General features: G+C 70.0%; 28 protein-coding genes. 17 read left to right on the forward strand and 11 right to left on the reverse strand.

Annotation, left to right across the window (positions count from 1 at the left end):
* Positions 1 to 65: 65 nt before the first annotated feature.
* On the reverse strand, positions 66 to 524 hold the full coding sequence (locus ACI7BZ_RS02570; RefSeq protein ID WP_414115634.1) for a hypothetical protein: 459 nt from the start codon (positions 522 to 524) through the stop codon (positions 66 to 68).
* A 282-nt stretch (positions 525 to 806) separates the two neighbouring features.
* Here ACI7BZ_RS02570 and ACI7BZ_RS02575 point away from each other — a divergent pair, with 282 nt between their 5' ends.
* Entirely contained in the window at positions 807 to 1667 is an 861-nt protein-coding gene (locus ACI7BZ_RS02575; protein ID WP_414115635.1) for a hypothetical protein, read from the forward strand.
* 130 nt (positions 1668 to 1797) lie between these two features.
* On the opposite strand, the gene ACI7BZ_RS02580 is transcribed toward ACI7BZ_RS02575, so the two are convergent.
* The 4 genes from ACI7BZ_RS02580 to ACI7BZ_RS02595 form a co-directional block, all read right to left on the reverse strand.
* Positions 1798 to 2418 carry an OmpA family protein gene (locus ACI7BZ_RS02580; protein ID WP_414115636.1) on the reverse strand — a complete coding sequence of 207 codons (621 nt, stop codon included), beginning with the start codon at positions 2416 to 2418 and terminating at the stop codon, positions 1798 to 1800.
* 14 nt (positions 2419 to 2432) lie between these two features.
* A complete protein-coding gene (locus ACI7BZ_RS02585) occupies positions 2433 to 2840 on the reverse strand; it encodes a hypothetical protein (protein ID WP_414115637.1) in 408 nt (135 codons plus the stop codon).
* 101 nt (positions 2841 to 2941) lie between these two features.
* Positions 2942 to 4306, reverse strand: coding sequence for a multidrug effflux MFS transporter (locus ACI7BZ_RS02590; protein WP_414115638.1), 1365 nt, complete (start codon positions 4304 to 4306; stop codon positions 2942 to 2944).
* Positions 4303 to 4752 carry a MarR family winged helix-turn-helix transcriptional regulator gene (locus ACI7BZ_RS02595; RefSeq protein WP_414115639.1) on the reverse strand — a complete coding sequence of 150 codons (450 nt, stop codon included), beginning with the start codon at positions 4750 to 4752 and terminating at the stop codon, positions 4303 to 4305. The genes ACI7BZ_RS02590 and ACI7BZ_RS02595 overlap by 4 nt, the downstream gene beginning before the upstream one ends.
* A 107-nt stretch (positions 4753 to 4859) precedes the next feature.
* Between ACI7BZ_RS02595 and ACI7BZ_RS02600 the strand changes: the two genes are divergently transcribed.
* Entirely contained in the window at positions 4860 to 5984 is a 1125-nt protein-coding gene (locus ACI7BZ_RS02600) for a site-2 protease family protein (RefSeq protein WP_414115640.1), read from the forward strand.
* Positions 5985 to 6073: 89 nt separating this feature from the next.
* Here the strand turns inward: ACI7BZ_RS02600 and rpoH are convergent, their stop codons facing one another.
* Together rpoH and ACI7BZ_RS02610 are read right to left on the reverse strand one after the other, a co-directional pair.
* Positions 6074 to 6991, reverse strand: a complete 918-nt coding sequence (gene rpoH, locus ACI7BZ_RS02605; protein WP_414115641.1) for an RNA polymerase sigma factor RpoH — start codon at positions 6989 to 6991, stop codon at positions 6074 to 6076.
* Between the two features lie 118 nt (positions 6992 to 7109).
* Positions 7110 to 8195 (reverse strand): RluA family pseudouridine synthase, encoded by a 1086-nt coding sequence (locus ACI7BZ_RS02610; protein ID WP_414115642.1) that lies wholly within the window; start codon positions 8193 to 8195, stop codon positions 7110 to 7112.
* Between the two features lie 30 nt (positions 8196 to 8225).
* Here ACI7BZ_RS02610 and ACI7BZ_RS02615 point away from each other — a divergent pair, with 30 nt between their 5' ends.
* A complete protein-coding gene (locus tag ACI7BZ_RS02615; RefSeq protein WP_414115643.1) occupies positions 8226 to 8573 on the forward strand; it encodes a hypothetical protein in 348 nt (115 codons plus the stop codon).
* A gap of 144 nt (positions 8574 to 8717) precedes the next feature.
* On the opposite strand, the gene ACI7BZ_RS02620 is transcribed toward ACI7BZ_RS02615, so the two are convergent.
* Entirely contained in the window at positions 8718 to 9389 is a 672-nt protein-coding gene (locus ACI7BZ_RS02620; RefSeq protein WP_414115644.1) for an LON peptidase substrate-binding domain-containing protein, read from the reverse strand.
* A 24-nt stretch (positions 9390 to 9413) separates the two neighbouring features.
* A complete protein-coding gene (trxA, locus tag ACI7BZ_RS02625) occupies positions 9414 to 10331 on the reverse strand; it encodes a thioredoxin (protein ID WP_414115645.1) in 918 nt (305 codons plus the stop codon).
* A gap of 350 nt (positions 10332 to 10681) precedes the next feature.
* Here trxA and smc point away from each other — a divergent pair, with 350 nt between their 5' ends.
* The 10 genes from smc (at position 10682) to ACI7BZ_RS02675 (ending at position 21121) form a co-directional block, all read left to right on the forward strand.
* A complete protein-coding gene (gene smc, locus ACI7BZ_RS02630) occupies positions 10682 to 14134 on the forward strand; it encodes a chromosome segregation protein SMC (protein WP_414115646.1) in 3453 nt (1150 codons plus the stop codon).
* 199 nt (positions 14135 to 14333) lie between these two features.
* Positions 14334 to 14720 carry an AtpZ/AtpI family protein gene (locus tag ACI7BZ_RS02635; protein WP_414115647.1) on the forward strand — a complete coding sequence of 129 codons (387 nt, stop codon included), beginning with the start codon at positions 14334 to 14336 and terminating at the stop codon, positions 14718 to 14720.
* 144 nt (positions 14721 to 14864) lie between these two features.
* Positions 14865 to 15617 carry a F0F1 ATP synthase subunit A gene (locus tag ACI7BZ_RS02640; RefSeq protein WP_414115648.1) on the forward strand — a complete coding sequence of 251 codons (753 nt, stop codon included), beginning with the start codon at positions 14865 to 14867 and terminating at the stop codon, positions 15615 to 15617.
* A 72-nt stretch (positions 15618 to 15689) separates the two neighbouring features.
* Complete coding sequence (locus tag ACI7BZ_RS02645; RefSeq protein ID WP_238119836.1) at positions 15690 to 15917, forward strand: F0F1 ATP synthase subunit C; 228 nt, start codon at positions 15690 to 15692, stop codon at positions 15915 to 15917.
* A gap of 175 nt (positions 15918 to 16092) precedes the next feature.
* On the forward strand, positions 16093 to 16755 hold the full coding sequence (locus ACI7BZ_RS02650) for a F0F1 ATP synthase subunit B (protein ID WP_414119076.1): 663 nt from the start codon (positions 16093 to 16095) through the stop codon (positions 16753 to 16755).
* A gap of 253 nt (positions 16756 to 17008) precedes the next feature.
* Positions 17009 to 17500, forward strand: coding sequence for a F0F1 ATP synthase subunit B family protein (locus ACI7BZ_RS02655; protein WP_414115649.1), 492 nt, complete (start codon positions 17009 to 17011; stop codon positions 17498 to 17500).
* 334 nt (positions 17501 to 17834) lie between these two features.
* Positions 17835 to 19073 (forward strand): SGNH/GDSL hydrolase family protein, encoded by a 1239-nt coding sequence (locus ACI7BZ_RS02660; RefSeq protein ID WP_414115650.1) that lies wholly within the window; start codon positions 17835 to 17837, stop codon positions 19071 to 19073.
* Between the two features lie 242 nt (positions 19074 to 19315).
* Positions 19316 to 20194, forward strand: coding sequence for an HpcH/HpaI aldolase/citrate lyase family protein (locus ACI7BZ_RS02665; RefSeq protein ID WP_414115651.1), 879 nt, complete (start codon positions 19316 to 19318; stop codon positions 20192 to 20194).
* Between the two features lie 6 nt (positions 20195 to 20200).
* Positions 20201 to 20890, forward strand: coding sequence for a DJ-1/PfpI family protein (locus ACI7BZ_RS02670; RefSeq protein ID WP_414115652.1), 690 nt, complete (start codon positions 20201 to 20203; stop codon positions 20888 to 20890).
* Positions 20891 to 20917: 27 nt separating this feature from the next.
* Complete coding sequence (locus ACI7BZ_RS02675; protein WP_414115653.1) at positions 20918 to 21121, forward strand: DUF1737 domain-containing protein; 204 nt, start codon at positions 20918 to 20920, stop codon at positions 21119 to 21121.
* 94 nt (positions 21122 to 21215) lie between these two features.
* Here the strand turns inward: ACI7BZ_RS02675 and ACI7BZ_RS02680 are convergent, their stop codons facing one another.
* Positions 21216 to 22133 carry a cation diffusion facilitator family transporter gene (locus ACI7BZ_RS02680; RefSeq protein ID WP_414115654.1) on the reverse strand — a complete coding sequence of 306 codons (918 nt, stop codon included), beginning with the start codon at positions 22131 to 22133 and terminating at the stop codon, positions 21216 to 21218.
* Between the two features lie 300 nt (positions 22134 to 22433).
* On the opposite strand from ACI7BZ_RS02680, the gene ACI7BZ_RS02685 reads away from it, so the two are divergent.
* On the forward strand, positions 22434 to 23483 hold the full coding sequence (locus ACI7BZ_RS02685) for a MaoC family dehydratase (protein WP_414115655.1): 1050 nt from the start codon (positions 22434 to 22436) through the stop codon (positions 23481 to 23483).
* Here the strand turns inward: ACI7BZ_RS02685 and ACI7BZ_RS02690 are convergent.
* Entirely contained in the window at positions 23459 to 24427 is a 969-nt protein-coding gene (locus tag ACI7BZ_RS02690; protein ID WP_414115656.1) for a CE1 family esterase, read from the reverse strand. The two genes, ACI7BZ_RS02685 and ACI7BZ_RS02690, sit on opposite strands and share 25 nt — an antisense overlap.
* A 397-nt stretch (positions 24428 to 24824) precedes the next feature.
* On the opposite strand from ACI7BZ_RS02690, the gene ACI7BZ_RS02695 reads away from it, so the two are divergent.
* The 3 genes from ACI7BZ_RS02695 to sdhD all read left to right on the forward strand — a co-directional run bounded on the left by ACI7BZ_RS02695 (position 24825) and on the right by sdhD (position 26587).
* On the forward strand, positions 24825 to 25508 hold the full coding sequence (locus ACI7BZ_RS02695; RefSeq protein WP_414115657.1) for an OmpW/AlkL family protein: 684 nt from the start codon (positions 24825 to 24827) through the stop codon (positions 25506 to 25508).
* 258 nt (positions 25509 to 25766) lie between these two features.
* Positions 25767 to 26168: a succinate dehydrogenase, cytochrome b556 subunit gene (gene sdhC, locus ACI7BZ_RS02700; RefSeq protein ID WP_414115658.1), complete on the forward strand. Its 402-nt coding sequence runs from the start codon at positions 25767 to 25769 to the stop codon at positions 26166 to 26168.
* A gap of 11 nt (positions 26169 to 26179) precedes the next feature.
* On the forward strand, positions 26180 to 26587 hold the full coding sequence (sdhD, locus tag ACI7BZ_RS02705) for a succinate dehydrogenase, hydrophobic membrane anchor protein (protein ID WP_414115659.1): 408 nt from the start codon (positions 26180 to 26182) through the stop codon (positions 26585 to 26587).
* The last annotated feature ends 1 nt before the right edge of the window (position 26588 follow it).

Here is a 26588-nt window from a genome sequence, read left to right on the forward strand (position 1 = left end):
CGGGGCGGGGCCCCCGGGGCCGGTGAAGTCGTTATCTGCAGCAGGATCGCGGGCGCACCGACCCATCAGGCGGCGGCGCCCGCATCCCTCAGGATGAAGCGCTCCTCCAGCCGGCCGATGGCCGCGGCGAGCTGGGGCAGAAGGGTCCGGTAGCCGGCGCGGCGCGTGTGCGGGTCCGTGCTGCGGGGCAGTTCGGGCAACAGCCAGGTTTCGAGCCGCAGGAAGCCGGTCCAGGGCTGGCGCCGCAGCGCGCGGCCTGCATCGGCGCCCAGCGCCACCACCAGATCGAGCCGCGGCGCGCCGGACAGGCCGAACACGCCCGCCGGCTTGGCCGACAGGCCGTCCGCCGGAATACGCGCGGCATCCAGACACGCGATGAGCGCGCCATCCACCGCGCCGGGCGTGCCGGCGGCGCCGCTGAAGGGTCGCAGATCCTTGTAGGCGTGAAGCGCCAGCGCTTCCGCCAGAAGGCTCACGCCGGCATTGTCGGGGCAGACGAAGAGAACGGTGGGCCGTCCGGTCATCGACTTGCGCTTTCTTTCATGCGTCGCCGACGCAATGCTTCGGGACAAGCCATCGGGCTTCCGTTGCAGGGCGGCGGACCCTACCGCCCCGGGCCGACGCTGGTGTGACAGCCCGCATCACCACCGAAGCGGGAACCTGGTACGGCATTTTCCGCAGATCTGGGCCAGGGAAGACTGCGTTAACCATTCCGCAAATCTAAGCGCCGATGCATCGGATGCTGGCGCGCGTGGTGATTCGACCAATGATTCTTCGCCGCCGGCGCGACGAATCGGAGGTGTGATATGGCAAAGAAGCCCGAAGTGACCAGCGAGGACGCGAGCCGGATCGCGGCGAAGGCCGTGAAGGCTCCCGGCAGCCTCAGCCATGATGAGATTCTCGCGATGGCAAAAGCCATCCTGACGGTGACGCCTGCGGCCAAGGCGCCGGTGACGGCTTCGGGCAAGACGGCTGGCAAAACAACCGGCAAGGCTTCCGCGATCGCGCCGGAGCCCGCCAAATCGGAGCCCGCCCCCGTCCCTCCCAAGGCTGTCGCTCCCAAGGCCACCGCAGCCCGGGGCACCGCCCCGAAGGCGGCGGCTGCAGCCAAGGCGGTGAAGGCCGCGGCCGCGCCGAAGGCGGCGCCGGAGAAGCCCGCTGCCAAGCCCGCTGCCAAGCCCGCAGCCAAGCCCGCAGCCAAGGCGGCTGCGCCCAAGGCCGCTACTTCCAAGGCCACCACGTCCAAGCCTTCCACCGCCAAGGTCACCGCGAAGGCGGACGAGGCCAAGCCCGCTGCCCCGGCCGCTGCGAAGCCGCCGCGTGCCAAGGCTGCGTCGAAGGTCGCCAAGGCCCCCGCCAGCGCGCCCGAGGCGCCCGCCGCTGAGCCGGCGGCCAAGACCGTGACGAAGGTGGCGAGCAAGCCGCAAGCCAAGACCCCCGCCGCCAAGCCTGTGACCACGAAGCCTGTGACCGCCAAGGACACGCCCACCAAGACCGCGCCGGCCAAGCCTGCCGGCGCCAAGCCCGCTGCCGCCAAGCCGGCGGTGAAGGCTCCCGCCGCCAAGATGCCGGCGGCCAAGCCTGCGGCAGCGAAGGCCGAGGTGAAGAAGGCCCCCGTCGCCCCGATCACCGCCAAGCCTGCGCGCAAGGCCCCCCGGAAGGCCTGACCAGGGATCAATCAGGAACGGGGCCGCAGCCCGCGTTCCGTGAACCGCCATGTGGTCTGGCGAAAACATTCCCACCGCCGCAGGCCGTGCCTGCGGCGGTGATCGCCGGCCGGGGCGGCCGGCGATGCCCCTATTGCGGCGCCAGGGCGCCCGCCCGGCCCACGTTGAAGATCTGCACGCGACGGTTGATGGCGGCGTCGGGATTCTTCGTATCCTGCAGCGCCTCCTGGCCGAGGCCCACCGATTCCAGCCGGCGCGGGTCCACCCGGAAGGTGGTGGAGAGCGCCGAGACCACGGCGTCGGAACGCTCCTGGCTGAGCTTCATGTTGTATTCGCGGGTGCCGGTGGCGTCGGTGTTGCCCACCACCAGGAACTTGTAGCCGAGCAGCACCGGATTATGCATGGCATCTGCAATGGAGCCGAGCGTCCGGTAGGATGCAGGCTTGATCATCGCGGAATTGAGGTCGAACTCGATTTCCACATTGATCTGCGCCAGCTGGTTCAGCTGCAGCGCCAGCGGCGGGCGGCTCTGCGGCGGGCCGGAATACTGCATGTGGGCCAGAGCGAGGCCCCGCAGTGCCTCGGCGGAGACGTTCGGCACGTTGTCGAGAGTTCCCTGCAACCCCTGCACGATCTGGTTGTCGGGCGTGAACACCTGGGCGGCGGCGGGCAGGGTGCCGAGGGCCGGCACGGCGGCGGCCAGCCACAGCGCGGCGGCGAGGGGCGCGCGGGTCTTGCGGACGTTTGTCATCTGCTCGGTTCCCTTCACTGCTGCGCGTAGCCGGCATTGACGATGGCGGCGGTGCAGGTCGCGCTCACCACCTTGGATGCCTGCAGGAGGCAGGAGACGATATTGCCGTCGCCGGGCACGAGGCCGGGGCAATATTCGGCCGCGTCACGATCGCAGACCTTGTGGACGGCGCGCTGCGCGGCGGCCCGGGCCTCGGTCATCTGGCGGATCGATTCGTGGTTGGCGGCGCAGGCCGCGGAGAGCTTCCCGGCATTCTGCGCCAGGCAGGCGGCGATGGCGCCGTTGCCGAGGTTTATGCCGCGGCAATGCTGCATGATGTCGTTGCCGCAATGCTGCGCCAGCAGCCCGGCGGCCTCGGCGTAGCTCACCGTCTGGGCGCGCGCTTCGCCCGCCGCCAGCGCCAGCAGCGCAGACAGAACCAATCCTGCAAATCTCATGTGGTCAACCCCCATCCACCCGTCCCTGCGGGCGGCAGCGCATTCACCACCACACGTCGCCCTAGGTCAACCGGATGGACGCGCCCTCAGGGGGCGCGGCGGCGGGTGTCGAGGGTCCCGGCCTCGATCTCGTCGCCCGCCGCGCCGATCACCCCGAGGGGGTCGGCGGCGAGTTCGAGGTCGGTGGCATCCACCGGGCCGCCGCCGGCCGTCGGCTCGGGCGCGCGACGCGGGGCGAGCAGCAGGTGGCTCGCCACCGCGACCACGGCAAAGAGTGGCAGCAGGAGGGTGAGCGCCACGAGCGGCGACGGGAACAGCGCCGAAAGGGAGGTGCCGGCAAAGCCGCTGCCGATCTGCAGGAAGCCCATGAGGGCGGAGGCCGCGCCGGCGATGGGCGCGACGCCCGAGAGCGCGGCGGTGGTGGTGCCCGGCAGAATCAGGGCGACGCCACAGGCCCAAAGGGAAATGGGCAGCATGACGCTGGCGGTGGTGAGCGCCAGCACATGCGGGCCGACGCCGAGGCCCACCGCCCCGGAAAGCACCAGCGCGAGGCCGGGCAGGATGAGCCGCTGGGCATTGAAGCGCCGCAGCAGCGGACCGGCGATGAGCGTTCCGCTCATGAACGCCCCTGTCTGCAGCAGCATGGCAAGGCCGAACTGGGTCGGCGACAGGCCGATGCGGTCGATGAGGATGAAGGGCAGAAGGGCGGACAGGGTGTAGATGCCGCCGAGGGCGCAGCCGGCGGTGAGGGCGGCGCGCATGAAGACGCGGTTGCCCACCAGCTGCCCATAGCTGGCCGCCACCCCGCGCGGCGAGGCCAGGGCCCGGTCCGGCGACCGGTTGGTTTCCGGCACGAACAGGGCCAGCACGGCCACCAGGAGGAGGCCATAGACCGTCATCGCCGCGAAGATGGCATGCCAGCTGGCGACACCGAGAATGAGCCCCCCCAGGGTGGGCGCCGCGGCGGGGCCGATGGCCAGCATGGTGCCGATGAGGTTCATGACCCGGGCCGAGGCCTGGCCGGTATATTGGTCGCGCACCAGCGCACGTGAAAGGGCGATGCCCGCGGCGCAGCCCACGCCCTGCAGGGCGCGCCCGGCGATGAGCCAGGCCACCGTCGGGGCCAGCATGGCGACGAGGCTTCCCGCCAGATAGATGCCGAAGAAGCCGAGCGCCACCGGCCGCCGGCCATAGGCGTCGGACAGGGGTCCGCAGACCAGCTGGGAGACGGCGAAGCCGAGGAAGAAGACGGTGAGCGTCAGCTTCACGGTGGCAATGGACGTGCCGAACGCCGCCACCATGGCCGGCATGGCCGGCGTGTACATGACAAGGCTCACCGGCCCCAGCGTCACCATCAGGCCGCCGATGACGGCCAGCCGGGTTTCGGACATCAGCGGCACGGGCTGCGGCGGGGCGGCCGTCTCTGCGCCGGCGCGGTCACGGGGCTTCATCTCGGGTCCTTGCAGCGGTGGTCCCGGGCGAGGTTGGCGCGCACCCTCACCAGCAGGTCTCTCAATTGGGTACGCTCGGCGTCGGAAAAATCCTCGGTGGCATGGGCGCGGGCGCTCCCGGCCGCGATCGAGATGCGTTCGAGATAGGGCGCTGCGGCGTCCGCGAGCCGGACGATCTTGGCCCGGCGGTCCCGCGGATCGACCTCCCGCAGCACCAGCCCCGCGGCCTCCAGCCGGTCGAGGAAGCCGACGAGGGTCATGGGCTCGACGCTCATCTTCTCCGCCAGGGCGGACTGCCTCAGGTCCGGGTGGAATCGCACATAGGCCAGCGTGCGGGCCTCGCCGGCGGTGAGGCCGAGGCCCGCATCTTCGAACGCGCGGTCGATCCGCGCGCGGTAGAGGCGCGCGGTGTCCACGATGAGGAAGCCGAGGGGTGTCTCTTCCATGATAAGGGATGTGTATAGTATGTCTACCTTATCATCAAGCCGGGCAGCGGCATTGCGCCGTCACCGCGGCGCGCTATGACAAGGCGACACCCTTCGGGAGAGCACGCATGCCCTGGTCCCTGACCATCGGCCGTCTCGGCGGCACCGCCATCCGCATCCACGTCACCTTCCTCTTGTTTCTGGTGTGGATCTGGGCCGCCTATTACCGCTCCGGCGGGGCGCAGGCGGCGTGGGAGGGCGTGCTGTTCGTGGCGCTGCTGTTCCTGTGCGTGCTGCTGCACGAGCTGGGGCACGTCTTCGCGGCGCGGCGCTACGGGGTGAAGACCCCCGACATCACCCTGTGGCCCTTCGGCGGGATCGCCAATCTGGAGCGCATCCCCGAAAAGCCCTCCGAAGAGCTGGTGGTGGCCGTGGCCGGGCCGCTGGTGAACGTGGTGATCGCGATCGTGCTCCTGCTGGCGCTGGGAGCGAGCCTGAACGGTGCCGCCCTCGACGCCGAGGACCTCGCCAAGATCGAGGACCCCGGCACCTCCATGCTGGTCAAGCTGGCGGGCGCCAACATCTTCCTCGTGGTGTTCAACCTCATTCCCGCCTTTCCCATGGACGGCGGGCGGGTGCTGCGGGCGGTACTGGCCATGAACATGGGCTATGGGCGCGCCACCGCCCTCGCCGCCTCCATCGGCCAGGCCATCGCCATCGGCCTCGGCCTTTTGGGCATCTTCACCAACCCCATGCTGATGATCATCGGCGTGTTCGTCTTCCTCGCCGCCTCGGGAGAAGCCGGGCAGGTGCAGCTGAAGGAGGCCTCCCGCGGGCACATCGTGGCCGATGCCATGATCACCCATTTCGAGACGCTGGGGCCTCAATCCACCGTGGACGATGCCGCCGACGCGCTCATCCGTTCCACCCAGAAGGAATTCCCGGTGGTGGACGGCGCCGGGCGGCTGCGCGGCGTGCTCACCCGCGACGCCATGATCCGCGCCCTAAAGGACCAGGGGCCGCAGACGCCGGTGGTCGAGGTGATGCAGGCGGACATCCCCACCGTCGAGGCCCGCTCGAAGCTGGATGCGGCGCTGAAGCTCATCACCAGCGCCCGGGTGCCCGCCGTGGGCGCGGTGGATTCCACCGGCAAGCTCGTGGGCCTGCTGACGCCGGAGAATGTGGGCGAGCTGATGATGATCCATGTGGCACGGGGCGAGCGGCCGGCCGCCGGCCTCAGGGACCCCGCCTGACCGGTCCCGCGTTGCCCCCCGGCATCTTCGAGGCCAGGTGCGGCGGCGGCACGGCCTCCGCCGGACGGTGAAAGGGCAGCGTGGGCGCCTCAGGCGCCCACCGCTTCGGGGCTCGGGGCGCCCGCCGAGGACGTCTCGATCTGGCGCACCTTGTCCATCACCGCCTTCTGCACCTTCTCGAAGGCGCGCACCTCGATCTGGCGCACCCGCTCGCGGGAGACGCCGAACTCGGAGGCCAGGTCCTCCAGCGTCATGGGGTCCTCGGACAGGCGGCGGGCCTCGAAAATGCGGCGCTCGCGCTCATTGAGCACCGAGAGGGCGCCGGACAGGGCGGAGCGGCGGTTGTCCAGCTCCTCGCTCTCGGCCAGTTGCTCTTCCTGGTCGAGGCGCTCGTCCACCAGCCAGTCCTGCCACTCGCCGCCGTCCGCTTCCTCGCGGATGGGGGCATTGAGGGAGGCGTCGCCGGACAGGCGGCGGTTCATGTCCACCACATCCTGCTCGGTGACGCCGAGCTTGGTGGCGATCTGCTTCACCTGGTCGGGCCGCAGGTCGCCTTCCTCCAGCGCGGAAATCTGGCTCTTGGCCTTGCGCAGGTTGAAGAACAGCTTCTTCTGCGCCGCCGTGGTGCCCATCTTCACGAGGCTCCACGAGCGCAGGATATATTCCTGGATGGAGGCGCGGATCCACCACATGGCGTAGGTGGCGAGCCGGAAGCCCTTTTCGGGCTCGAACCGCTTCACCGCCTGCATGAGGCCCACATTGCCCTCGGAGATCACCTCCGATATGGGCAGGCCATAGCCGCGGTACCCCATGGCGATCTTCGCCACGAGGCGCAGGTGGCTCGTCACCAGCTTGTGAGCAGCGTCGCGGTCTCCGTGCTCGCGCCAGCTCTTCGCAAGCATATATTCTTCCTGCGGCTCCAGCATGGGAAACCGCCGGATCTCCTCCAGATACCGCGAAAGTCCGCCTTCGGCTGAAGGAATGGACATGGACTTCGGCTGGGCCATCGCTAGGCCTCCTTCTCCTGCAGCCCCCATCCGGGCAGCCGCACGTGCGACCGCATAGGCGCCGGCCGCAGCGATTCATCATATAGATACGTATGTGACGCGAATAGGTTTCATCGTCTCACGTCGGCGCGAGAGAAATTTGCGCGAATGCATGCCCGCCAAGGGCGGCATGCAGGCCTGCGAGGTCTTCCGGCAATGGGCTCTCGAAGCTCAGCGTCTTGCCGGTGACCGGATGGGCAAAGCCGAGCCGGGCCGCATGCAGGGCCTGGCGGCCGAGCCCGGACAGGCGCTCCCTGGCCGCGTCCGGCAGCAGCGAAAGCTTGGTGCGGAACCCCTGGCCGTAGAGTTCGTCGCCCAGCAGCGGATGGCCCGCATGGGCCATATGGACGCGGATCTGATGGGTGCGGCCGGTTTCCAGCCGGCATTCGAGCAGGCTCGCCACCCCCGCCTTGTCACGGCCGGCATAGGCTTCCAACACCTGCCAGTGGGTGATGGCGTGGCGCCCGCTGGCGCGCACCGCCATCTTCTGGCGGTGGGTGGCGTGCCGGTCGATGGACGCTTCCACGGTCCCGCGCGCCTCCGGCACGCCCCAGGCGAAGGCGAGGTAGGCGCGCTCCAGCGGGCCGGTGCGGCCATGGTCGGCGAACTGGGCGGCAAGGCCCTTGTGGGCCACGTCGGACTTGGCCACCACCAGAAGGCCGGACGTATCCTTGTCGATGCGATGGACGATGCCCGGCCGGCGCACCCCGCCAATGCCGGAAAGGCTGTCGCCGCAATGGTGAAGCAGCGCATTCACCAGGGTGCCCGTGGCATGCCCGGGGGCCGGATGCACCACCATGCCCGCCGGCTTGTCGATGACGATGAGGTGGGCGTCCTCATAGGCGATGTGGAGGGGCAGGTTCTCCGCCACCGGCTCCGCCGGCTCGGGCGGGGACAGCAGCAGGGTGTAGACATCGCCGGCATTGACCCGGCCGGCAGCGTCCCCTACGACACGCCCGCCGAGTTGCACCCGCCCTTCGGCCACGAGGCGCTGGATGCGGGTGCGGCTCAATTCAGGCGCCGTGAGCGCAAGCTGGCGCGCCAGAACGCGGTCGAGCCTCTCGCCCGCGTCCGTCGCGGCGGCGGCAACGGTGAAGGAGAGCCCCTCGTCTTCCGGTTCATCGAAGGCGTCCTGGTCGGCCCCGGCATTCATCGTGTCGTCCATTCCGAAAAGTTCGCGAGCAAAGGCCCGTCCATGTTCCACCGCCCACCACCCACCGAGGCCGCCGACGAGGCGCTGACGCCGGAGCAGGAGCGCGTCATCGCCAAGTTCCGCCGTTTCTCCTCCGTCTCCATGCTGGTCATGGTCATCGGCGTGGCGGCGGTGTTCGGCGTCATCGGCTACCGGATGCTCCGCGCCAAGCCGCTTGCAACCGGGGAAGTGACCGCCTTGCTGCCCAAGGGCGCGAAGATCGTCGGCACGGCGGTGACCGCGGACGTGGTGGCAGTAACCCTTGATATAGGCGGTGTGACGGAAATACGCACCTTCGATGCGCGCACCCTCGCCCCGGCGGGCCGCCTGCGCTTCGCCGTGGAGCCGTGAGGCGCCGGACCGGCAGAGCCGTGAGGCGCCGGACCGGCGCTTGGCCACTCAGGCCGGCGCCGGCCTGAAATCATCCGTGCGGAAGGCCGGCCCGCGCCGGAGCGGACCCGCCCGGCATCGGACGAAGGCCCGGCGCCGCCGGTGCTATTGCAGAGACCCCTCGCCGTCGCCGGGCATGCGGGCCAGCATCATCTGGGTGATGGCCACCAGCATGTCGGCCCGCGCCTTCAGGTTCTGCGCCTCCAGCAGCGCCTGCTTCTCCAGCGCGCCATAGGGCGACATGACGGACAGGGCGTTCACCAGCGTCTCGGTTCCGGCCTGGCGGATGCCCTCCCAGTCGGCTTCCAGCTTGTTGGCGTCGAGGAAGGCCGCCAGCGCGGCCAGCACCGCCTCGCGGTCCACCTCGGCCTCGCCGGCGGAGGCCTCGAAATCACCGGTGAACGCGCTCGCATCCACCCGGAACTGGCGGTACGGCGTCGTTGCCGCCATCTCTTCCACGATCCTGAAGCGGCAGATGCCGCTCAGCGTGATGAGATAGCGCCCGTCTCCGGTCTCGCTGAACTGGGTGAGCCGGCCGAGGCAGCCCACCTGATAGACCGCCGGGCCGCGCGCCGTTTCGGGCTTCCCTTCGTCGGGCTGCACCATGCCGATCAGCCGGCCGCCGCCGATGGCGTCGTCCACCATGGCGAGATAGCGCGGCTCGAAGATGTTCAGCGGCAGCTCTGCACGGGGCAGGAGCAGCGCCCCCGAAAGCGGGAACACCGGGATCACCGGCGGGATTTCCGCCGGGGACAGATACGTGCGGTTGGCAGCCAAGACGAAAAATCCTCAAATATTCCCTCAGGCGAACATGATCGCCGACAATTTCTTACGGCCGGAAAGGGTGAGCGGATCGGTTGCGCCCCAGGCCTCGAAAAGCTGCACGATCTGCTTGCGCGCGGCGTCCTCGTTCCAGGCGCGGTCACGCTTCACGATGTCCAGCAGATGGATGAGCGCCTGCTCCCGCCGCCCCCTGGCGTTGAGAGCCAGCGCCAGATCGAAGCGGGCCTGGTGGTCCGAGGGGTCGAGGTCCACCTTGGCTTCCAGGGTGGCGAGATCGCCCAGCGCCGCGGCCTGCTCGGCCACCTCCAGCGCCGCGCGCGCCGCGCTCACCAGGGAATCGGCCTGCTTCTCGGCCGGCACCATGGCCAGCGTCGCCTTGGCCTGGTCCAGCGCCCCGGCGGCCACCTGGGTGCGCACCAGGCCGGTGAGGGCCTTCAGATTGTCCGGCTCCTCGCCCAGCACGCCGGCGAAGATTTCCGCGGCGGCGGCCAGGTCGCCCTGGGACAGCGCGTTTTCGGCCACGGCGAGGGCTTCATCCATGCCGGCCTCGGCGGGGCCGGTGAGGCGGTCGATGAAGGCCTTCACCTGCCCTTCGGGCAGCGCACCCATGAAGCCGTCCACCGGCTGGCCGTTGACGAAGGCATAGACCGTGGGCACCGACTGGATGCCGAGCTTTCCCGGGATCACCGGATGGTCGTCGATGTTCAGCTTGGCCAGCCGCACCTTGCCCTTGGCGGCCTTCACCACCTTTTCCAAGGTCGGACCCAGCGTCTTGCAGGGACCGCACCAGGGCGCCCAGAAGTCCACCAGCACCGGACGGCGCTTGGACTCCTCCATCACGTCCGCCAGGAAGGTCTGGGTGGTGGTGTCGATGATGTCCGCCGCACCGGCCGCGGCCTTGTCGGCTCCCGTGGCGCCTGCCTGATTCAACAGCATGTGTCGCAATCCCCGATGTCCCGGCCCGCCGTGGCACGCGGCGGCTCAGCCCATAGATGGGCGCTTGCCCCGCGTGCGCAATCTGCATCGCTGCCTTCTATCGCTTTCGACCGCCAAAGGTAAGCCGCCGGTGCGCCCAAAGCGGCCCGGACGCGACGGGTGCAATCTGCAGATGCGCTGCAGCCGTTGCACGCCCCGCCCCTGTGGATCGTTGCCGGCGCTGGAATTGCGCGGCCTTGCGCGACGGGGGCGCGGGATGCAGGCTTGACGCGCACGCAACCCGCAGGACCGGCACACCGCGCACGAATGACCCGCGATCCCCCATCGACCCCCAGCCAGACCCGGCCGGCATGAAGTTCGACCGCCTGCGGCTCGTGGGCTTCAAGACCTTCGTCGAGCCCACCGACCTCCTGATCGAGCCCGGACTGACCGGCGTCGTGGGGCCGAACGGGTGCGGCAAGTCCAACCTCGTCGAGGCGCTGCGCTGGGTGATGGGAGAAAACTCCCACAAGGCCATGCGCGCCCAGGACATGGACGACGTCATCTTCTCCGGCACCACCGGCCGCCCGGCGCGCAATTCCGCGGAGGTGGTGCTGCACCTCGACAACACCGACCGCACCGCCCCCGCCGCCTTCAACGAATGGGAGCAGCTGGAGGTGGTCCGCCGCATCGAGCGCGGGTCGGGATCGAGCTATCGCGTCAACGGCCGGGACGTGCGCGCCCGCGACGTCAATCTGCTGTTTGCCGACGCCTCCACTGGCGCCCGCTCCCCCGCTCTGGTGCGGCAGGGGCAGATCGGCGAGATCGTCGGCGCCAAGCCCAATGCCCGCCGCCGCATCCTGGAGGAGGCGGCGGGCGTCGCCGGCCTCCATGCCCGCCGCCACGAGGCCGAGATGCGCCTCAAGGCCGCCGAGCAGAACCTGCTGCGGCTGGAGGATGTCATCACCCAGCTGGGCGCGCAGGTGGAGAGCCTGCGCCGCCAGTCCCGCCAGACTGTGCGCTACAAGGCGCTGGCGGCCGAGATCCGGCAGTGCGAGGCCACTTTGCTCTGGCTGCGCTGGGGGGAGGTGACGCGCGCCCTGGCCGATGCGGAACGGGCGGTGGAAGGGGCGGTGCGCGACGGCTCGGAGCACACCCGCATCCAGGCCGAGGCCGCCCGCCTTCAGGCCCTCGCCGCCCACGCCCTGCCCGCGCTCCGGCAGACCGAGGCCGAAGCGGCGGCGGTGCTGCAGCGGCTCACCCATGCCCGCGGCGAGCTTGACGCCGAGGAGGCCCGCCTCGACGCCCGCCGGCAGGAACTGGAGCGCCGGCTGGCCCAGCTGGTCCAGGACACCGAGCGCGAGACCGCCCTTTCCGCCGATGCCGAGGGCGTGCTGGAGCGCCTGCGCGCCGAAGCCGAAACCCTTGGCGCCGAGCACGAGGAGGCGGCCGAGGCGGAGGCCATCGCCGCCGAGCGCCTGGAGGAGGCGAGCGCCCATCTGGAGGACGCCGAGGGCATCCTGCAGGAGAAGACCACCCAGTTCGCCGATCTGGGCGCCCGCCGCACGACGCTGGAGCAGGCCGCGCGCGAGATGCGCGACCGGCTGGTGCGCAATGGCGCCGAGCGCGCCTCGGTGGAGGCGGAGGAGGCGCGCCTGCGGCGCGAGGCCGGCACCGAGGCGCTGGACGCCGCCCGCATGGAGGCGGAGCTGGCGCGCGAGGCCCTGGCCGAGGCCGAGGAGGCCAGCGCCGAGGCGGAGGCCGCCCACGGGGCCGCCCGCCGCGCCATGGAGGAGCTTCGCCCCGCCCTGGCGGAGGCGCAGGGGCGATTCGGCCGCCTCGACACCGAGGCGCGCACCCTCGCGAAGCTGCTGCAATCCTCCGACAAGCGCTTTCCTCCGGTGGCCGATCTCGTTACCGTGGCCAAGGGCTACGAGACCGCGCTGGGGGCCGCCCTGGGCGATGACCTCGACCTGCCGGTGGACGCCGCAGCCCCGGCGCGCTGGGCCGGCGCCGCAGCCGATGCCGCCGATCCCACCCTGCCCGGCGGCGCGGAACCCCTTGCCCGCCATGTCTCCGGCGCCCCGGCCCTCGCCCGCCGCCTCGCCCAGGTGGGCATTGTTTCGCAAGCCGAGGGGGCGCGTCTCGCCCCGGCGCTGAAGGCGGGCCAGCGCCTCGTTTCGCCGCAGGGCGACCTGTGGCGCTGGGACGGGGTGGTGGCCGCCGCCGATGCCCCCACCGCCGCCGCCCGCCGCCTGGCCGAGCGCAACCGCCTCGCCGACATCGAGGCCGAGGCGGCCGTGGCTGCGGCGCATCTGGACGAGATTCGCGCTGCGCTGGCCGGGCGCGAGGCCGATTTGCGCGCCGCCGCCGAGGCCGAGACCCAGGCCCGGGAGGCCCGCCGCGCCGCCCAGCGCGCCGCCGAGGCGAGCCGCACCGCCCTCGATGCCGCCGAACGCCGCGCCGCCCAGCATATCGCCCGCCTTTCGGCGCTGGCGGAAGCCCGCATGCGGCTCGCCGCCATGCGCGAGGAAACCGAGGCGGGGCTGGCGGAGACCCAGGGCCAGCTCCTCGCCCTCGACACCCCGCAGATCCTGGAGGCCGAGCTGGCCCGCGCCCGCGCCGATGCCGGCGAGCGGCGCGCCGCGCTGGCCGAGGCGCGGGCCGGCCTCGATGCCCTGCGCCGCGACCGGGCCACCCGCCAGCGCCGGCTGGAAGCCATAGCCGGCGAGGAGCGTTCCTGGCGCCAGCGCGCCGGCGGAGCCGGCGACCGCCTCGCCGCGGTGGCCGCCCGCGAGGCGGAGGCGAAGGCCGAGCTGGAGGCCATCGAGGATGCGCCGTCCGAATTCATCCGCCGCCGGCGGGCGCTCATGACCGCGCTGGAGGCGGCCGAGGCCGCCCGCCGCGCGGCCGCCGACCGCCTGGCCGAGGGCGAGGCCGCCCTTGCCGCCGCCGACCGCGCCGCCCGCGAGGCGCTGGAGGCCATGTCCGGCGCCCGGGCCGAGGCGGCGCGGGCGGAGGCGCGGCTGGAGGCCGCCCGCCAGCGCCGCGACGATGTGCTGCGCGAGATCACCGACAGCCTCGAAGGCCCGCCGGAAATCGCCCGCGAGCAGGCCGGCCTTGCCGCCGACGGCCCCCTGCCCGACCCCGCCGCCATCGAGGCGACGCTGGAGCGCGCCCGGCGCGACCGCGACCGGCTGGGCGCGGTGAACCTGCGCGCCGACGTGGAGCTGGAGGAGACCGAGGGGCAGCACGGCAAGCTGGTGGGCGAGCGCGACGACCTCATCGAGGCCATCCGGCGCCTGCGCTCGGCCATCCAGAGCCTCAACCGGGAGGCGCGCGAGCGGCTTCAGGCCTCGTTCGTGGTGGTGGATGCGCATTTCCGCAAGCTGTTCGACACCCTGTTCGGCGGCGGCGAGGCGCAGCTCGTGCTCACCGAAGCGGACGACCCGCTGGAAGCCGGCCTCGACATCATCGCCAAGCCGCCGGGCAAGAAGCCCCAGACCCTGTCGCTGCTCTCCGGCGGCGAGCAGGCGCTGACCGCCATGGCGCTGATCTTCGCCGTATTCCTCACCAATCCGGCGCCCATCTGCGTGCTCGACGAGGTGGATGCGCCCCTCGATGACGCCAATGTGGAGCGATTCTGCACCCTGCTGGAGGAAATGACGCGCCTGACCGACACGCGTTTCCTCACCATCACCCACAATCCCATCACCATGGCGCACATGAATCGCCTGTTCGGCGTCACCATGGCCGAGCGCGGCATTTCCCGGCTGGTTTCCGTGGACCTTCAGGGCGCAGAACGGTTACGGGAAGCTGTTTGAGCCGCGCGGGCTCCCTCGCGGCAGCCAATTGCGGCACGCAGCTTCGAACCACGATGTCGCAGCCACAATTTTCGCTTTTTATTACAATACTTTATTCCATACCCTCGGCGCCTTGACACTCAATTTTGACGCAACTATGGTGCGCCGCGGTTTCGAGGGGGAGGGCTCCCGCCCTTCACCGGAGCCGGGGTCTCTTGCCATGTCGGAACCTGATGAATCCTCCACCGGAGGGCACCGAGGGGAAGGCGGGGGGGAGGGCTCCCGGCCCCACGATGCCGAGCTTTCCGCAAGGCTCGAGCGGCTCAACTCCAAGCTGGGCCATGTGCGTGCGAAGGCCGAGGCGCCTGGCCCGAAGGGCGGGCGGGACACCTCGTCCGCATCGGGCACGGCTCTGGCCTTCCGGCTGGGCGCAGAATTCGTGTCGGGCGTCCTGGTGGGTTCGCTCATCGGCTACGGCATCGACTGGTACTTCTCGATCACGCCTTTCGGGCTGATCGTCGGAACGCTGGTGGGGTTTGCCGCCGGCGTCATGAATATGCTGCGGGCCTCCGGCGAAGGCCGGAACCGCAGCGGAACGGGGACCTGACGGGCGCCTCCTCGGGCGCGGCGGGTGCCGGTATTGGATACGGGCGGGAGATCCGCCGGTTGTTTTCGCGGTGGATGCTGTGCAAGCAGCATGAAGCCGATCCAGATTTCACGCGGCAGGCGCCGCATGGCAGGGGGCGTTCGGATGACCGTCGATCCGATCCACCAGTTCGAGATCAAGCGCTACGTGGACCTGCTGAATCTCAGCAGCGTGCAGTTCTCGTTCACCAATGCCGCCGTGTTCATGTTCGGCATCGTGGCGATCATCTTCTTCTTCCTCACCTTCGCCACCCGCGGCCGCACCCTGGTGCCGGGCCGGGCGCAATCGGTGGCGGAGATGAGCTACGAATTCATCGCCAAGATGGTGCGCGATTCGGCCGGCAGCGAAGGCATGGTCTTCTTCCCGCTGGTATTCTCGCTGTTCACCTTCGTGCTGGTGGCGAACGTGGTGGGCCTCATCCCCTACACCTTCACGGTCACCGCCCACCTCATCGTCACCGCGGCGCTGGCGCTGCTGGTGATCGGAACGGTCATCGTCTACGGCTTCTTCCGCCACGGCACCCATTTCCTGCACCTGTTCGTGCCGTCGGGCGTGCCGGCCTTCCTTCTGCCCTTCCTCGTGGTGATCGAGGTGGTGTCGTTCCTGTCGCGGCCCATCAGCCTCTCGCTGCGTCTGTTCGCCAACATGCTGGCGGGCCACATCGCCCTGAAGGTGTTCGCCTTCTTCGTGGTGGGCCTGGCCTCGGCCGGCGTGGTCGGCTGGTTCGGCGCCACCCTGCCCTTCTTCATGATCGTGGCGCTCACCGCGCTGGAGCTGCTGGTGGCGGTGCTGCAGGCCTATGTGTTCGCGGTGCTCACCTCGATCTACCTCAACGACGCGATCCACCCCGGCCACTGAGGCCGGGGCTGCGGCGCGGTCCCCCCTTTCACCAGTCACCTCAATCACAACGGGTTCTCAAGGAGCAGTCCAATGGAAGCGGAAGCTGGAAAGTTCATCGGTGCCGGCCTCGCCTGCCTCGGTATGGGTCTCGCCGGCGTCGGCGTCGGTAACATCTTCGGTAACTTCCTGTCCGGCGCCCTGCGCAACCCGTCGGCGGCCGACGGCCAGTTCGCCCGCGCCTTCATCGGCGCGGCGCTCGCCGAAGGTCTCGGCATCTTCTCGCTCGTCGTCGCCCTCGTCCTCCTGTTCGTGGCCTGATCGGTCACCTTCTGGAAAGTCCCGGGCCGGTCGCGCAGCGTTCCCGCTGCGCGCCCAGATGGCCGGGGGCTTGGGGATCAAGTCAAAGTCAGGCGGGCGAGCCATGATGAAAACATGGAAGTTGACTGTCGCGCTGGCGCTTGCAGGCACGGCCATTCTGGCCGCGCCACTGGCCATGCCCGTCGCCGCCGCGAGCGACAAGGCCGCACCTGCGGCGGTCGCGCAGGCGGCCACGCCGGTTCAGCCCGCCGGACAGGGCACGCACGAGGCCCCCAAGGCCGGCGCCGCGAGCCATGGCGAAGCGGGGCACGGTGAGGCAGGAGAGGCTCACAAGAGCCACTTCCCGCCCTTCGACGCCACCACCTTCGCATCCCAGCTCCTCTGGCTCGTCCTGAGCTTCGGGCTGCTCTACATCCTGATGAGCCGCGTGGCCCTGCCGCGCATCGGGCGCATTCTGGAAGAGCGGCACGACCGCATCGCGGACGACCTTGAGGAAGCCTCCAAGCACAAGGCCGAGAGCGAAGCCGCCCAGGCCGCCTATGAAAAGGCGCTTGCCGAGGCCCGCTCCAAGGCGAACACCATCGCCGGCGAGACCCGGAACCGGCTGACCGCCGATTCCGACGCCAACCGCAAGGCCCTGGAAGCCCAGCTGGCCGACAAGCTGGCGACCGCCGAGGCGCGCATCGCCAGCACCAAGACCGAGGCCCTCACCCATGTGAAGGGCATTGCCGTGGACGCCACCCACGCTATCGTCTCCACCCTCATCGGCACCGCACCTGCGCCCGCCGATGTGGAAAAGGCGGTGGACGGCGTGATGGCGCGCAAGGACGCGGCCTGAGCCGACAGGCTCGGGCACCGCCAGGCAGGACCGGACCGCGGCATCCGCCGCGCTCCCGCAACGCCGGCTACGGCATCCGCCGTCGCCGGACCGGCCGGCAGGGGCGCGTGCCCCGGACCGTGATGCATGATTGGGGCCCAGGCCCCGGCGCTTGATTGCAAAGAGGGGCATGCGCCCCGCCACACATTGCACAGAAGGGGCGCACGCCCCGACACGAACGCCCGCGGGCGAGGACGGATCTGGGGACCCTGCCATGAACGAGATGACTCTTGCCGAGATCTGGGTCGCCGTCGCCTTCCTGGTCTTTGTCGGCATCCTGATCTATGCGGGCGCCCACAAGTCCATCGCTTCCGCCCTCGATTCCCGCGGCTCGCGGATCGCCGCCGAGCTTGAGGAGGCCCGCCGCCTCAAGGAAGAGGCCCAGAAGCTGGTGGCCGAGTTCAAGCGCAAGCAGCGCGAGGCCGAGGCCGAGGCCGAATCCATCGTCACCGCCGCCAAGGCGGAAGCCGAGCGTCTCGCCGCCGAGGCCAAGGCGAAGCTTGAGGATTTCGTCGCCCGCCGCACCAAGATGGCGGAAGACAAGATCGCCCTGGCCGAGCACCAGGCCGTGGCCGACGTGAAGGCCATCGCCGCCGAGGCCGCCGCCAAGGCCGCCGAGACCCTGCTCGCAACCGCCGCCACCGGCGCAATTGCCGAACGCCTCATCACCGGCGCCATCTCTGAAGTGAAGTCCAAGCTCAACTGAGCGATCCGGCCCGGCTGGCGGCCGGCGTCCAGGCTGCCGCATCAGAGGCAAGAGGCCGCCAGCGGCGCGCCGGCTGGCCTCTCGTTTCTCTCCCGCCAGCCTCCCTGCCTTGCGGGTCCATGTCGCCGGAGCTCCCGCACCTGCCGGACCTGGTGGCACAAAGCGGCGCCTGAGCCCGCCCCGCTTCGGTCCGCCGCGGACGGACAGGCGCCGACCTGCTCCAGCCCGCAATCTCCAGCCCGGAACCGCGCCGTTTTCCCGCCCGGGCCACCCGCCGCGCCCGGCGCGCGTCACCAGCCTTGAAACCGCCGCCGCGCTGGTCCATTGCTTGCGTATGTGGCGCAAGCACCCATCGAGCCCGCAGCGGCGCATCGCCTTCCCCATGCCGGCGGACCGGCCGTCGCGGGCCGGCATCTGCCGCCGGCTTGCCGTTCTTCTCGTCGCCCTGTGTGCCGCCGGCCTGGCCCTGCTTGCCGACGCCCACCGCCCTGCCCGCGCACAGAACGACTTCTTCTTCTTCCTGCGGCCTCCAGCCGATGTGGGCCGCCCGGCGCGCCCACCCCGGCCGAACCAGAATTCCGGCTGGTGGCCCTTCCAGCCCCCTGAGGCGCACCAGCCGAGCCCACCTCCCGCCCGGCGCCAGCCGCCGCCCGAGCCGGAGGGCGTCGTCTACAATTCCGCCGATGCCGCCACCCAGGGCAAGCGCCAGCCGCCCAGCCAGTTCGTGCTGGTCATCGGCGACCGGCTGGCAAGCCAGCTCGCCCAGGGCCTGGCCGACAGCTACGTGCCCGAGCGTGCCCGCCTCGCCATCGTCGAAAACACCGTGGATGAAAGCGGCTACCTGCCGGCACCGGTGGATTGGATCGCCCGCGCCCCCGAGGCCATCGCCGCCGCCCGCCCGGCGGTGACGGTGGTGGCGCTCGGCTCCGACGACCTCCAGCCCATCAAGGACGGCGAAACCATCGCCCAGCCCCTCACCGAGCGCTGGCTGGAACTCTACAGCCGGCGGGTGGACGAGGTGCTTGCCTTCCTGCGCGAGAAGACCGGCCGGGTGATCGTGGTGGGGCTTGCCCCGGTGGCCAACACCAGCCTGTCGGAAGATTATGCACGCCTCAACGAGGTGCTGCGCGCCCGCGCCGCCCGCGCCGGCTTCCCCTTCGCCAATGTGTGGGACGGCTTCGTGGACGAGGACGGGAAATACCTCGCCAACGGCCCGGCGGTAGACGGCCAGCGCCGCCGCCTGCGCTTCAACGACGGCGTTCGCTTCACCCGCGCCGGCGCGCGCAAGCTCGCCTTCTTCGTGCAGAAGGACATCAACCGGATGCTGGAGGAGCCCGGCAAGGTGCAGGCGGCGCCCGACGCCGCCGCAGGCGACCGCGCCATCTCCCTTGCCGGCCCGCCGGCTTCGCCGAAGGCCCCCGAAGCCGTCCCGGTCTCTGCCAGCGCCCGGTCCGCCGCCCGCGCCCTGCGCGATGGCGTCGCCCCGGACCCCGTGCGCGGCCGCGCCGACGACTTCACCTGGCCGCCCCCCGGCGCCGTCCCCCCCGCCGCGCCGGAAAGCCCGGCCCGCTAGTGGTTCGACCGCGACAGATGGAACCCATCTGTCGCAAGCAGGCCGAACCACAACTCTTTGATCTGCTGGATCAACTTTTCGAAACGGATGGGAACCATCCGTTTCGGTTGATCCACCAGGGCGCGATCCGTTCATATGGCGCCGCAGCGCAGCAAGGCCCTTTTCAAAGCCAGGCCGGCGCTTTACCGATCAAGGTGACCTCATGCGGGCGCGCCGCCCGCCACACCTTCCGGGGGAAGCACATGACCATCCGTCCGCGCCGCAGCGTCCTCTACATGCCCGGCTCCAACGCCCGCGCCCTGGAAAAGGCCCGCACCCTGCCGGCGGACGGCGTCATCCTCGACCTGGAGGATGCGGTGGCGCCCGACGCCAAGGTGGAGGCCCGCGGCCGCATCGTGGAAACGGTGAAGGCCGGCGGCTTCGGCCCGCGCGAGGTGGTCATCCGCATCAACGGCCTGGACACCCCCTGGGGCTCCGACGACCTGGAGGCCGCGGCCGGCGCCGGGCCCGATGCCATCCTCATCCCCAAGGTCCAGGAGGTGGAGCAGCTCGTCACCGTCGGCCGCCGGCTGGAGGCCCTCGGCGTGCCGGCCACCACGCGGGTCTGGGCCATGATCGAGACGCCCCTCGCCATCCTCGACATCAAGGCCATCGCCGGCGCCGCGCGGGACCCGCTCACCCGCCTCTCGGTGTTCGTGCTCGGCACCAACGACATCGCCAAGGAAACCCGCGCCGCCTTGGTGCCCGGCCGCGCCCCCATGGTGGGCTGGCTGGCCCTGGTGGTGGCCGCCGCCCGCGTCTACGGCATCGACGTGCTGGACGGGGTGTGGAACCAGTTCCAGGACCTCGACGGCTTCAAGGCCGAATGCCTCCAGGGCGTGGAGATGGGCATGGACGGCAAGACGCTGATCCATCCCAGCCAGATCGAGCCGTGCAACACCGCCTTCTCGCCCCCCGAGGCGGAGGTGGCCCGCGCCCGCGCCATCATTGAAGCGTTCGCGCTGCCGGAGAATGCCGGCAAGGGCGTCATCACGCTCGACGGCCGCATGGTGGAGCTGCTGCACGCGGAAATGGCCAAGCGCACGGTGGCCCTGGCGGACGCCATCGCCGCCCGCGTCTGACGCGGCATGCTTCCTCCCTTCCACATCGTCATGCTGGCCTATCCCGGCATGACCCAGCTCGATCTCACCGGGCCGTTCGAGGTGTTCGCCCGCCTGCCCGGCGCCAAGGTGGACATCGTCTGGAAGACCCGGCGCAATCCCGTGGTGGATGCGCTGGGCCTCGCCATCCTGCCCACCTCGGGCTTCAGCGAGGTCGCCGGCTGCCACCTGCTGTTCGTGCCCGGCGGGCCGGGCCAGCTCGACCTCATGGAGGATGGGCCGACCCTGGATTTCCTGCGGCGCATGGCGGTGGAGGCCAGCTACATCACCTCCGTGTCCACCGGCTCCCTGCTGCTCGGGGCCGCGGGGCTGCTCACCGGCTATCGCGCCACCTGCCACTGGCTGTCCCTGCCGCAACTCTCCCATCTCGGCGCCGTGCCGGTGGAGGAACGGGTGGTGGTGGACCGCAACCGCTTCACCGGCGCCGGAACCTCTTCCGGCATCGACCTCGCCTTGCGGCTTGCCGCCGAGATTGCGGGGGAGGAGGAGGCGCGGCGCATCGCCCTCGCCATCGAATACCAGCCGGAGCCCGCCTTCCCGCCGCGCGCGGGGGAGGACCCCGGCCTCGTCGCCGAGGTGCGGGGCAAGACCGCCGCCTTCCAGGAGAAGCGCGAGGCCGCCGCCCGCAGGGCCGGCGCGCGCCTGCCCCCGGCCTGAACCTTTTCCCTTGCCGCAGGACCTGCCATGAAGCTCTACCGCTACCTCACCGGCCCCGACGACGCGGCCTTCTGCAAGCGCGTCTCCGCCGCCCTGAACAAGGGCTGGCAGCTCCACGGCGCCCCCACCCTCACCTTCGATTCGGCCCGGGGCCGCGTCATCTGCGGGCAGGCCATCGTGAAGGACGTGCCGGGCGAGTGGTCCGACGACGTGGTGCTCTCGGAGCACTGACGCCGCCGCCCGCCGCGCAGGCGGGCGCCAAAACCAGATTGGAAAAACCAGCGCCCGCGCCGGACGCCTCAGGCCGGCGCGCGGGGCGGCGCGATCAGGCGGGCGTGTCCACCGCCGCCGGCGGCAGGGTGCCGGGCAGCAGCACCACCGCCACTTCCACCTCGTCCCCCGCCTGGCGGAATTCGCGTTTCACCGCCTCGGTGAGCTTTGCCACCACGGTGCGGGTGTGCGCCACGGTCCAGTCCGGCTCGAAGCCAAGGTGCAGCTCCACGAACATCTTGCCGCCGAACTGGCGGGTACGGATGTCGCCCAGCTCGTCGAAATCGTCGAAATGGGTGGTCAGCACCCGCAGGATGCGCAGCTGTCCCGCCTCGTCGATCGCCTGGTCGAGCAGCGACGCCACCGAATTCGAGAGCATGGCGAAGATGTTGTAGACCATGAAGCCGATGACGACGAAGGAGGCCATCGGGTCGAGGTAGAACATCCAGTACACGTCGTTGAAGATGGACAGCACCACGGTGACGATGAACACCGAGCCCGAGGAGATGGCCGAGACCAGATGCACCCGCGCCTGCGCCGCCAGCACCGGCGAGCGGGTTTCGTGGGCGAGGCGGGTGGCCTTGCGGTTCAATATGACATTGCCGATGACGGCCGCGGCGGTGACGAACAGGCCCAGCTCCGCGCCGCTCACCCCTTCGGGATGGATGATGCGCAGGATGGCCCGCGACCCGGCAATGAGCACCAGCAGGGTCTGCAGCACGGCGATCATCAGCTCGGCCAGATTCTCCAGCTTGCCGAGGCCGTAGGCATATTTTCCCGCATGGGCCCCGTGGGCGAGGCGCAGCACCAGCCAGCAGGCGGTGAGCGCCGTCAGGTCGAACGAGGTGGCCAGGAGGTCGGTGAGAATGGCGGCGGAGTTGGTCAGCGTCGCCGCAAGAATGTAGAAGGGAAACAGGCAGGCCGTGAAGATCATGGCCTGAAACGACAATTTCTGGCTCGCCGAACCCGACACCCCTGCCCCTCCTGTTCCTGCCGGGCGCCCCCGCGCCGCCGCGGCACCCATGAGGACCATGGACAGGGGGGTCGTCAAGCATCCGTGGATGCCGCCGCAGCGATCATGGCACGCCACCCGGGTGCTCCGCCGCGCGCGGGGCCCCCGGGCGGCGGAGCACCTCCATCCTGCCGGGGAGCGATGGGCGGGGCGCTGTTGCGCGGGGGCCGCGCCGCCCGGCTCCGCCGCCGGCGCCGGCCACGCGCCTGTTGCGTCGCCCCCGGCCGGTCTGCAACATGCGCCGACCATTGGGGGAGAGCGATGAGCAAGACCAACCGGGGCAATTTCTTCGAGGATTTCACCGTCGGCCAGGTGATCCGCCACGCCACGCCGCGCACGGTCACCGTCGGCGACGCCAGCCTCTACAGCGCCCTCTACGGCACGCGCTTCGCCGTCCAGTCCGCGGACAGCTTCGCCCAGGGCATCGGCTATCCCCGCGCCCCGGTGGACGACCTCCTGGTGTTCCATGTGGTGTTCGGCAAGACCGTGCCGGACATCTCGCTGAACGCGGTGGCGAACCTCGGCTATGCGGGCGGGCGCTTCCTCGCCCCGGTCTATCCCGGCGACACGCTGACCGCCGTGTCCGAGGTCATCGGCCTTAGGGAAAATTCCAACGGCCAGAGCGGGGTGGTCTATGTGCGCTCCACCGGCTTCAATCAGGACGGCGTGGAAGTGCTGGACTATGTGCGCTGGGTGATGGTGCGCAAGGCCGACACCTCCCTTCCCGCGCCGCAGCCGGTGGTGCCCACCCTGCCCGCCGCCCTCGCCCCCGACGCCCTCGGCGGCGCCGTGCCGCTGCTCGACATCGACGGCTGGCGCGACGAATTGTCCGGCAGCCGCGCCCGCTTCGGCGATTACGAGGTGGGCGAGCGCATCGACCATGTGGACGGCATGACGGTGGAGGAGGCGGAGCACATGATCGCCACCCGCCTCTACCAAAACACCGCCAAGGTGCATTTCAACCAGTTCACCGAGGGCCAGGGGCGCTTCGGCCGCCGGCTCATCTATGGCGGGCACGTCATTTCCATCGCCCGCGCCCTCTCGTTCAACGGGCTGGGCAACGCCTTCCATGTGGCGGCCATCAATGGCGGCCGGCACGTGGCGCCGCTGTTCGCCGGCCTCACGGTGCACGCCTGGAGCGAGATCCTGGATGCCCAGCCCCTCCCCGGGCGCGAGGACGTGGGCGCCCTGCGGGTGCGCACCATCGCCACCAAGGACCGCCCCACCGTCGATTTCCCCCTGAAGGCCGGCGAGGATTACGACCCGAGCGTCATTCTCGACCTCGACTATTGGGTGCTGATCCCGCTCTGATCCGCGGTGGGCGGACGGGCATCCCCCGTCCGCCGGCCCCTCAGGGGCGAGGGCGGCGGCAGCGGCACGGCGCCGCGCGCGGCCCTGCCGGGCTCGGCGACGCGGCCCACCGCAGCCCCGCCGAAGGCCGAGGCGAAGCGCCAGATTTCCTCGCCGGAATCAATGTCGCGGCTGCGCAGGCCCAGGAACGGGGTGGCGAGATCCGGCTGCGTCTCCACCCGCGCTGGGGACTGGTGTCCCCCCCGGGTGATGGAGACCAGTTCCACCACCGCGCCGTCGCGGCAGTCCGCCCAGCGGCGGACGCTCGCCTCGGTGCCGTCCGCAGCATCGAGGTCCGGCAGTTCGCTGTCCTCGGCGCGGCCGCATTCGTTGAGCCGGGCATAGAGGCGGGCGCTGTCCGGGGCGGAGAGGGTGGCCCCCACCGGGGTCCAGAAGCCGCCATAGCCGATCACCGAATCGGCGGTGCCATGGATGAACTGGATGGGCACCGGCCGGGCGGGGTGGCATTCCTCCCGGTAATTGGCCGGCGCGGTGGCCATGATGGAGACATAGGCGGCAAACAGCTCCGCATGCTCGCACGCCATGCGCTGCACCATGAAGCCGCCGTTGGAGATGCCCGCCAGGTAGATCCGCGCCGGGTCCGCCACCCCTTCGGCCACGAGGCGGCGGGCGAGGGCCACCAGGAAGGTGACGTCATCGCCCGGCTGCAGCACCATCTTCAGCCGCATGGCGGCCGGCCGGCCATCATTCCACACCCGCCCCTCCCCCTGGGGATAGACGGCGACGAAGCCATGGTCCCGCGCCGCGGGATCAAGGCCGAAATAGGCGCGGAAGCTCTCCGGCGTCTGCGCGGCGCCATGCAGGGCGATCACCACCGGCCGCGGCCCGGCGATGCCGTCCGGCGTCATCACCAGATAGCGCCGGGCCTCGCCATTCAGCGTCATCCGCTCCTCGCGCAGCGATTCCGCATGGGCCGAAATCCCTGCGGGGCTCAAAAGGGCCGCCAAAACGGCAAGAACAGGCAGGGCGGACTGCGCCAGCAGGAGACGCAATTGGCGCACGACCAAAGTCGCAAAGACGCCCGGCTGACAGCGCGACAGGGCGGGCGGACGGCGCAGCATATGTGGCTAAGTCCTTTGAAAACCGAAACATCAGGTGTGGCGCGCGGCCCGTGCCCGCCCCTGCAGGCTTGCCTGCCAAATGCGGCAGCGCAACGGCACGGATGTGGCGACGAAGACACACCTTCCCCACACCTGCCGGAATTTTGACATGGATCAAACTCCAAAGGTTGTCCCGGCGCGACACCTCGTTTCAATTACTCCGAGAAAACGGGAGCGGGGCATGATGAAGTTCGGTCTGGGTCTGATTGTTGCGGCGGGCTTCGGCGCGCTGGTGGCGGGCGGCGCGAGCGCCGCCGATTTGTCCACTCCTGCCTACAAGGCGCCGGTTGAGGCTCCCCTCAGCCCCTGGCAGATCCGCGTGCGCGCCCTGTACGTGATGCCCGAGGACGGCGGCAGCGTGAACGGCCTGTGGGGCTCCGACCTCACCTATTCCGATTCCGTGGTGCCCGAGCTGGACATCACCTATTACTTCACCAAGAACATCGCGGCCGAACTCATCCTCGGCGTCACCCCCCACGACATCAATGGCGCGGGCACCATCACCGGCCTCGGCCAGGTCGGCAAGGTGTGGCTGCTGCCCCCCACCCTGACCCTGCAGTACCACTTCACCGACCTCGGCCCGTTCAAGCCCTATATCGGCGCCGGCGTGAACTACACGGTGTTCTTCAGCCAGGAGACCACCAACCCGGCCTTCGCCAGCATCGACGTGCACGACAGCTGGGGCCTCGCCCTGCAGGCCGGCTTCGACTGGATGATCGACCGCCACTGGGGCTTCAACATCGACGTGAAGAAGATCTTCCTGCAGCCCGATTACAGCCTGCAGACCGTGGGCGGCGTGACCCTCACCGGCGGTGCCGACCTCAATCCCTGGATCTTCGGCGCGGGCGTGACCTATCGCTTCTGATCGCCGATCGTCTTCATGCCCCTCTGAAACAGCGCCGGAATTCCGGCGCTGTTTTTTTATGCCCGGGTGGATGTTTCGAAAAGCGTTGGCAGTGCAGCATTCGCAGCGTCCCCGCGCCGGGAACGCGCGCGCATGCAACGATCAGCCAATTGCGGCGGCCCGCCCGACTCGATTTAAAGCCGTCCAAGGTGCTTTGGAATCGTTGCGAACTGACGACGATTGAGATACCTGATCGGTCGATTTTCAGGAGGAGGCCCCATGGCCGACAGCCCTCAGCGCATTGATCGCCCCCTTTCGCCCCACCTACAGATCTACCGTCCCCTGTTCACGATGATGATGTCCATTGTGCATCGCATCACCGGCGTGGGGCTGTATTTCGGCACGGCGATCCTCGTCTGGTGGCTCCTCGCCACCGCCACCTCTCCCTCGGCCTTCGAGACCTTCAGCGCGGTGGCGGGCTCGCCCCTCGGCATGCTGGTGCTGTTCGGCTTCACCTGGGCCCTGCTGCACCACGCCTTTGGCGGCGTGCGCCACTTCATCTGGGACTTCATCCACGGCTTCGGCGCCAAGGAGCGCGAGCTCCTCGCCAAGGCCTCCCTCGCCGGCTCCGTGGCCTGCACGGTGATCCTCTGGATCATCGGCCTTGCGCTGAAGGGCTGAGGAGACAGGTCATGAGCAGCACTCCCTCCCACGGCCACTCGCCCATGCGCACCCCCCTGGGGCGCGTGCGCGGCCTCGGCGCCGCCAAGTCCGGCACCGAGCATTTCTTCAAGCAGCGCGTTACCGGCCTTGCCAACCTGATCCTGATGGTCGCCTTCATCGGCATCGTCATTCATCTTGCCGGGGCGAGCTATGCGGAAGCCCGCGCCACCCTCGGCCATCCGGTCGTGGCGGTGCTCATCCTCCTGACGCTTCTGTCCGTAACCACCCACATGCGCATCGGCATGCAGGTGGTGATCGAGGATTACGTGCATTCGGAAGGCCTCAAGGTGCTGCTCATCGTGGCCAACACCTTCTTCACGATTGCCATTGCCCTCGCCGGCGCCTTCGCCGTGCTCAAGATCAGCCTGGGAGGCTGAG

The organism is Xanthobacter sp. AM11, assembly GCF_047444035.1.
GTDB lineage: Bacteria > Pseudomonadota > Alphaproteobacteria > Rhizobiales > Xanthobacteraceae > Xanthobacter.